Here is a 6,008-nt window from a genome sequence, read left to right on the forward strand (position 1 = left end):
TAAATAGAAAAAATACTTAAAATAAGAAAAATATATAAAAAATTAAAAATTTTAATTATTTTTTTTTTTAATGTTGAGAAAAATTTATAAAAAATTTTGCGTCCCACTCTCTTTATTAGAAAAAAATAAAAGAAATAGAATTAATAATTTATTATAAGTTATAACTTAGAAGATATAAGAAAATGTATTATAACTTATAACTTATAAGAAATAAGTAATAATAAAATAAAAATTATAACTTATAAGATATAATAAAAACTGAAAATTATTATTTAAAGACAAGAAAAATAATTAAATTGTTATATTAAAAAAACAAATAAATTAATATGAAAAATGTAAGTTTGTATGATAATTACAAAATAGATTTTAAGAAAAATTATAAAACATCAGAAAAATCATATTATTTAATTTTTTATAAGGATGAAATATACTTAAATGAAAAAAAAGAAATACCTCTCCTTGAAATAAATAAATTAAAAGAATTTAATATAGATTTTAAAATATATATTGGAGAATATAAAAACCATCCCTGTTATGTTATAAATATAAAAAAATCAAATGAAATATACTATAATCTTAAAGATCTATATGGAATAGATGAAGAACTATTTTTAATAGCAGGAAGAGGAATACAAGTAGTAAATTGGTACAAAAATCATCAATACTGTGGTGTATGTGGAACTCATAATGTGTTAGATGATAAAGAAATGATGCTTAAATGTCCAAAATGTGGCCATATAAACTTTACAAGAATTGCACCAGCAATAATTGTATCAATAAATAATAAAGATAAATTACTTATGGCTTATCATAGTTATTATAAAAAACAAAACTACACCATACTTGCAGGTTTTGTAGAAGCAGGAGAAACTCTTGAAGAAGCAGTTAAACGTGAAGTAAAAGAAGAAGTAGGAATAAATATAAAAAATATAAAATATTTTGCAAGTCAATCATGGCCATTTCCTAATTCATTAATGATAGGTTTTAAAGCCGAATATGATAGTGGAGAGATTAAGGTAGATGGAGAAGAAATATTAAAAGCAAGATGGTTTAGTAAAGATGAAATTGAAAGAAGATCAAAAATAAGTATTTCATCATGGTTAATAGACGATTTTTTAGATAATAGCTAATTATAGATAAAATAAAAAAATAAAAAATAGGGATTATATGGAACTTGGATATAATAAACATCCAATGATTGATAAAAATTTAAATGATATACTAGAAATAGCTTCAAAAGAAAGATTTAGTATAATAGAAATATTATCTAAAGGTCCATATTAGCATATAGACTAAAAAATAATAATAATTTAATTAGAAAATTGAATAAAAATGGAATAGATATAAATAACATGGACAGATGTAGATTTAAATCTTACAAGTATTAACATGGAATAAGAAAAGAATCAGTAAAACAAATCATAGAAACAATAGATATAGCTAATAAAATAGAAGCTAACGCTATTACCCTACATCCAGGGAAAGTAAGAAGAAAGGATAAATGGCTTAGAGATTATGCATTGAACTGTCAATAGATTCTATAGGAAAATGTATTGGTTATGCAAAAGAACTGGTAAAGTAAAAATATCAGTTGAAAATTTACCTGAAAGATTAATTAATTAGGAAATAAGATTGAATAACTAGAAAAAATACAAGAAAGTACAAACTAAAAAATTACAATAATACTGGACATGCAAATACATGTGAAAACTGTGAGGAATTTTTCTAGTTAAAAAAAATATAGAATACTATCACATAATGATAATAATGGTATAAAAGACCAACACTTAATACTTGAAGAAGTAAATTTAGATATAAATTTACTTAAATATATTCACAAAGGAATAATAGAGTTAAATAGCTATAAAAAAAAAATTAAAAACTAAAAAAGTACTGAAAAATATGAATTTGATATAGTATAAGAATAAAGATAATTAAATAAATAATAATAGCTAATCTAATATATTTAATAATTCTAATAAATCTGAAATAATAAAATTTGTAGCGCTAATAAGTTTATCTGATTCTATAGGTGATTGGGCTATAGTTAATACTCCTATATTAGCTTCACTAAGTGCATAATAATCATTTTGACCATCACCTACCATAACTACACAATCATATTTTTCCTGTAAAGATTTAACGATGTCTCTTTTATCTTCAGGAGATGCTGTAGGAAAACCATGCGAAGAATCTATATTTAAAATATTACATAAATACTGAATAGTTGCAGTTCTATCACCTGAAGCGATAAAAATATCATAACCTATTTCTTTTAATTTATTTATTGTAAATTTAAGATTATCAAATAATACTCCTGCTGATGTAATTGTATATAAAATTTCATGATTTTTACAATCAAGGATTAATGCTGTACCATTACATATATCCATATTAGGCACATTTTCTCTTAATAAATTGATTCCATCTGTAATATCTGAAATAGTAGAAGGGTCTTCTTTAATAATATTGAAAATATTATTATAATCCATATTATAAGTACTGTAACTTACTGTAAATTCTATATTATACTTAGATATTAAATCATAAATTGTAGTATTAGAATTTAATTTAAATAGACATTTAGTATTAAATTGTAATATAGCTAAAGCACCACTATCTAAATTATCAATTATAGTTAAAGAATTAATATTATCGATAAATTCTCCGGTTTTAACATTTTTAATAATCTTATACCTTTTTAAAATAGTTCCAGAATTATCAAATACAATTGCTTTATTATTCATAAAATCACTTAATATACAAATAATAATTTATTTTAAGTCTATATAAATTTTTAAGAAAAATAAAAAAAATCAATGAAGAAAGATAATATTAAAAAATTAAAAGAAATAATTTAAAAAAATAAAAATAGCTAAAAATTAATAACATATTTAAATCTAAAAAATAAAATTAAATTATTATAAATATATTATATTAAATTTTAAATTAATTAGAAAATATAAAATTTTATTCAAAATAACTAAATAATCTAAATATTAGGTGTTTTAATGAATGTATTAGAAAAAGCTAATGCAATTAAAAATGGAGAATTAAAAGCATTAGATAATGTTAATAGTTATATAAAAGTAATTGATGATGAAAACCCATCAATAAATGCATTTATAGAACTTAATAAAGAAGAAGCTATAAAGAAAGCTAAAGAAATAGATGAAAAAATTCAAAACGGTGAAGATGTAGGACCACTTGCAGGTCTTGTAATCGGAATTAAAGCAAATATTAATGTTGAAGATTTAACTATTTCTGCTGCAAGTAAAACCTTAGAAAACTATATTGGAAGTTATGATGCAACAGTTGTAAAAAGAATAAAAGCTGCAGATGGAATAATTATAGGAATAAATAATATGGATGAATTTGCAGCAGGAAGTTCAACTGAAACCTCTTATTATGGAGTTTGTAATAACCCTTCTGCACCAGGAAAAATTGTAGGAGGATCTTCAGGTGGAGGAGCAGCAGCAATAGCAGGAAAAATGTGTGATATTGCAATAGGTTCAGATACTGGTGGAAGTATAAGAAACCCTGCTTCACATTGTGGTATCGAAGGTTTTAAACCTACATACGGACTAGTATCTAGACAAGGTTTACTGGATTTATCAATGAGTCTTGATCAAATAGGTCCAATGAGTAATGATGTATATGGACTTACTCTTGCACTTGATACTATTGCAGGTTATGATAGAGAAGAATGTACAACATTAAATACTGAAATACCTAATTTTACAGAAGAAGCTATAAAAGTAAAAGAAAAAGATAAACCACTAGAAGGAATGAAAATAGCTAAAGTTAAGGAATTTATTGAAGTAACAGATGATAAAATTAATAATGTTATAGATGAAGCAATAGACAAACTTGTATCCTTAGGTGCTGAGTTAATAGAACTTAACTTTGACTATATTGACATTTGTCTTCCAACTTATTACTTAATCAATTATGTAGAATTTTTCTCAGCAACAAGAAAATATGATGGAAGAGAATATGGTTATAGAATTGAAGAAAGTTGTGGTGAGGAAGTATTAAGAAGAATTGAAATTGGATCATACATATCACAACAAGAATACAGCGGAAAATTCTATAAAAAAGCTCTACAAGCAAGGTCCCTTATTAGAAATGAAATTAATAAAATGTTAGAAGATGTTGATTTAATTGTAGGTCCAACAGTCCCAAAACTACCACACGAAATAGGAAAAAAATTAGAACCTATGGAAATGTATGCATATGATGTACTTACAGTTATAGCAAATCTTGCTGGTATTCCTGCAGCAAGCATTAAAGCAGGTACCGTTGATAATATACCTGTCGGATTACAAATTCAGGCAAAACCTGAAGATGATTTAAAAATAATTCAAGCAATTTCAGCATTTGAATTGGATTAAATCATTAATTTTTTTTATTATTTTTTTAATTTTTTAAAAATATTATTTTAAAAATAAAAGTGATTGAATGGCCAATAAAAGAATAGAATACATAGATAATTTAAAATTTATAGCAATATTAGCAGTAATTGTAGCACATGCACTTAGTCTAATAGGAGGAGCTGAAGTGTTACACTTTAGATTAGCTAAAATCGATCAGTTATGTAGATTTGCAGTTCCCCTATTTTTAATGATTACAGGAGCGTTATTTTTAAATAAAGATATTATACTAAAAGATTATCTAAAAAAACGTGTAATTAGAGTAATTTATCCTTTAATATTTTTTACAGTATTAATATACATTAGTAAAATAACAAATAATGTGCTCTACTATTACTGGTATTCTTGGATGATTATTGGAGTACTTTTAGCAGTGCCAATAATAAATAAATTCATTCAACACTCAAATGAAAAAGAAATAGAATATTATATTATAATATTTATAATATTTTCAATATTTAATCAGGTTTGTAATATATACAATATAAAATATGCATTAGACATATCATTCTTCTATACACCTGTTTCATATTTAATATTAGGATATTATCTATTTAATAAAAAGACAAATACTTCCCCGAATAAGTTAATAATTTTATCAGTAGTCTTATTTATCATAACATCTGTGATAAAAATGAAAACTGGTAATTATAATTATTCACATGAGTTTCATACCTACTTAGATTTAAGTTTATTGCAAATTATACAAGTAACATCCGTATTTATCTTTATTAAATCAATATATGATAAGAAAGGAATTTTATATAAATTTCTGGAAGTGAATATTATAAAGAAATTCAACTTATCTGTAAGTAGGGCTAGTTATGGAATGTATTTAGTTCAACATCCTATAATATTTGGTATACTTCCACCACTAGTAAAACCAATGAAATTAACAGGTACACAATCATTTATATTTTATATAATTACTGTAATAACTGTCTTTATTATATCATGGCTCTTAGTATTAATATTAAGTAAGATTCCATTTATCAAGAAATTTTCAGGATATTATTAATTTTAAAATTTGTGATATTAATGAAAAATCCTAAAATAACAGTCATATGTCTGTATATAATGGAGAAAAATATTTAAAAAAATCCCTGGATAGTATAATAAAACAAAATTTAAAAGATAAGAAATCATCCTGATTAATGATGGATCAATAGATTCATCACAAAAAATTTTTTAAAAGAATATAAAAAAAGACAATAGAATAAAAATTATAAATAATAAAATAAATTTAGGTCTTGGAACTAGTAGAAATATTGGACTAGATATTGTAAAAGGTGAATATATATCATTTGTTGATTGTGATGATTGGATTAAAAAAGAACCTATGAAGTATCATACAGTGAAGCTATAAAATATAATACAGAAATAACTATGTTTCAAACTGCAATTTACGATGAAACTGAAAAAAAATTTCATCAAAAGATAGTGGTATAGAACTTGCTAATTTTATAATAGATAATAGCTATTACACAGAATATAAGGAAGATTTCATAATCTATAGAATAGACGCATTTAGATTAGTAATGAAATGTATGAAAAATAATCTTAAAGAAAAATTCT

5 protein-coding genes are annotated in these 6,008 nt (G+C 23.3%); 4 read left to right on the forward strand and 1 reads right to left on the reverse strand.

Going from position 1 to position 6,008, the window contains the following annotated elements:
• Positions 1 to 326: 326 nt before the first annotated feature.
• Positions 327 to 1,130, forward strand: coding sequence for an NAD(+) diphosphatase (gene nudC / locus QZ146_RS08170; protein WP_295723426.1), 804 nt, complete (start codon positions 327 to 329; stop codon positions 1,128 to 1,130).
• An 822-nt stretch (positions 1,131 to 1,952) separates the two neighbouring features.
• Here nudC and QZ146_RS08175 read toward each other — a convergent pair.
• Positions 1,953 to 2,747 (reverse strand): HAD family hydrolase, encoded by a 795-nt coding sequence (locus QZ146_RS08175; RefSeq protein ID WP_295723428.1) that lies wholly within the window; start codon positions 2,745 to 2,747, stop codon positions 1,953 to 1,955.
• 264 nt (positions 2,748 to 3,011) lie between these two features.
• Between QZ146_RS08175 and gatA the strand changes: the two genes are divergently transcribed.
• The 3 genes from gatA to QZ146_RS08890 all read left to right on the forward strand — a co-directional run bounded on the left by gatA (position 3,012) and on the right by QZ146_RS08890 (position 5,799).
• Positions 3,012 to 4,394 (forward strand): Asp-tRNA(Asn)/Glu-tRNA(Gln) amidotransferase subunit GatA, encoded by a 1,383-nt coding sequence (gatA, locus tag QZ146_RS08180; protein ID WP_295723431.1) that lies wholly within the window; start codon positions 3,012 to 3,014, stop codon positions 4,392 to 4,394.
• A gap of 67 nt (positions 4,395 to 4,461) precedes the next feature.
• Complete coding sequence (locus tag QZ146_RS08185) at positions 4,462 to 5,451, forward strand: acyltransferase (protein ID WP_295723433.1); 990 nt, start codon at positions 4,462 to 4,464, stop codon at positions 5,449 to 5,451.
• 180 nt (positions 5,452 to 5,631) lie between these two features.
• Positions 5,632 to 5,799 (forward strand): glycosyltransferase, encoded by a 168-nt coding sequence (locus tag QZ146_RS08890; protein WP_365316955.1) that lies wholly within the window; start codon positions 5,632 to 5,634, stop codon positions 5,797 to 5,799.
• Positions 5,800 to 6,008 lie beyond the last annotated feature (209 nt).

Source organism: uncultured Methanobrevibacter sp., from assembly GCF_905235195.1.
Taxonomy (GTDB): Archaea; Methanobacteriota; Methanobacteria; order Methanobacteriales; family Methanobacteriaceae; genus Methanarmilla.

Bases quoted from the DNA above. Each gene is read 5' to 3' on its own strand.
- nudC (WP_295723426.1), top strand. From the start codon at position 327: ATGAAAAATGTAAGTTTGTATGATAATTACAAAATAGATTTTAAGAAA.
- QZ146_RS08175 (WP_295723428.1), bottom strand. From the start codon at position 2,747: ATGAATAATAAAGCAATTGTATTTGATAATTCTGGAACTATTTTAAAA.
- gatA (WP_295723431.1), top strand. From the start codon at position 3,012: ATGAATGTATTAGAAAAAGCTAATGCAATTAAAAATGGAGAATTAAAA.
- QZ146_RS08185 (WP_295723433.1), top strand. From the start codon at position 4,462: ATGGCCAATAAAAGAATAGAATACATAGATAATTTAAAATTTATAGCA.